The organism is Streptomyces minutiscleroticus (assembly GCF_014650875.1).
GTDB classification, from domain to species: Bacteria; Actinomycetota; Actinomycetes; order Streptomycetales; family Streptomycetaceae; genus Streptomyces; species Streptomyces minutiscleroticus.
Window position 1 is genome coordinate 1 of the sequence record NZ_BMVU01000183.1, and the last position, 1,700, is coordinate 1,700.

At 67.2% G+C, this 1,700-nt stretch carries 1 pseudogene; it reads right to left on the bottom strand.

The features are described 5' to 3' along the window. Window positions 1-75: 75 nt before the first annotated feature. Window positions 76-1,377, bottom strand: a pseudogene (locus IE271_RS40815) (DUF6531 domain-containing protein); the annotation flags it as partial. Window positions 1,378-1,700: the final 323 nt, after the last annotated feature.

The window sequence follows — 1,700 nt, forward strand, 5'->3', positions numbered from 1 at the left end:
CCCCCGTCCGGGACCAGACGCTCAACCATCAACACGGACTCAGGCTACCGCCAAGGCCAAATGAGATGACCTCTTAGGGACGTCGGCGCCGGCGATGGTCTGCCAGTTGTTGACCGTCTTGCCGCCGGTGGGCGTGGTCACCGTCTCCAGGTTGTTACGGGTGTTGAAGCCGTAGTTGGTGACGTTGCCCGGCGTGGTGCCCGAGCCCATCGCGTCGGTGGCGGTGTCGACGTTGTGGTTGGCGTCGAACTTCGTGGAGCGCTTGTGCTCCAGTGCGTCGGTGACCTCGGTGACCTGGCCGTCACCGTCGTGGTCGTACGTCGTGGCGTGCTGCTCGGGGTCGGTGACCGTGGTGGTGCCTGCGGTGGTGGCCGAATCGGCGCTGTAGGCGTAGGTCCAGGTCGGGCCGGTGTGGCCGGAGGCGTTGAGCTCGGTGGCGCGCAGCATGGAGGTGACGCGGCTGGCGTCGTCGTAGGTGAAGACGGTGACGCGGCCCTCTGGGGTGGTGATCTTGGTAACGCGGCCCCAGTCGTCGTAGCCGAAGGTGATGGTCTTGCCTTCGGTGTCGGTGGTCTTCGCGAGGTTGTCGGCCGGGTCGAGGTCGAAGACGGCGGTGCGGCCGGTGTTGTCCTTGGCCTGCCACTGCGAGGCGTCGGTCTTGACCAGGTCCACGAAGCGGCCGGAGCGGGTCTCGGTGAGCTTGAAGCCCTTGTGCTCGCTGCCCTCGTCGTGCTGGGTGACGGTGATGGTGCCCTTGTTCTTGTCGGTGACCTTCGTCAGCGTCCCGTACTGGTCGTAGGTCTCCTTCGCCCCCGACTTCCACTTCGTCAGTGTGTAGGTGCCGTCGGAGTTCTTCTTCAGGTCCTGCGAGTAGCCCTTCGGGGTGGTGAAGGAGCCGTCGCTCTCCTCGAAGCGGACCGTGGCGCCGGAGGCGTCGTAGAAGATCACTTCCGAGGAGGCGATGGACAGGTAGCGCTCGTACTGCTGCCACCAGCGTTGGGAGACCTTGCCCCAGGGCACGTCCAGGGAGTTGTAGGTCCGTGCCAGGGTGAGGTTCTGCCCCACGCCGGCGATCTGGAAGTCGGTCGCCGTCAGCATCAGATTGCCGGTCGAGTAGTTGATCTTCGCGGTCAGCGAGTCGGTGATGGCGAAGCTGGTGGAGCGGTGCCAGGGCACGTCCCCCTGCCCCTCCGGCACCACGCTGGTCACCGACGCGCCCGCCGCGGCGCCGGCCGACTTCGCCGCCTTGCCGGCGGGCGTGACGCCCTTGAGGCGGGCCTGCTGCTCGCGCAGCCACGGCAGATACACCGAGTCGTCAGGGTCCTTGGCCGGCTCGTTCTTCACCGGCCGGTTCGAACCGACCTTCACCGCCGGCATCTCGAAACGGGGGCTGTCCTCGCCCCAGACGGAGACCGGCTTGTCCTCGTCGGCGACGGCGACGGCGCCGGTGGCCGGGAGCAGCGACAGCGCCAGGGCGCCGGAGGCCACGACCGCCGCCACGGCCAGGCGAGAGGTTCTCTTGCGGGCACGCCGAAACGGCGTGCCCGAAGCACGCGAGTTCACAGGATTCCCCCCACGGGATACGTGAACCAGTGACACCACCGGTCACTGAGCTGTTTCAGAGTGGCCACTGATGGGGTGACGGCGGTGGAGGCGCAACGCACGAGGCACCCGTGCCGTTGAGGGAGGTGTTCGAAGTC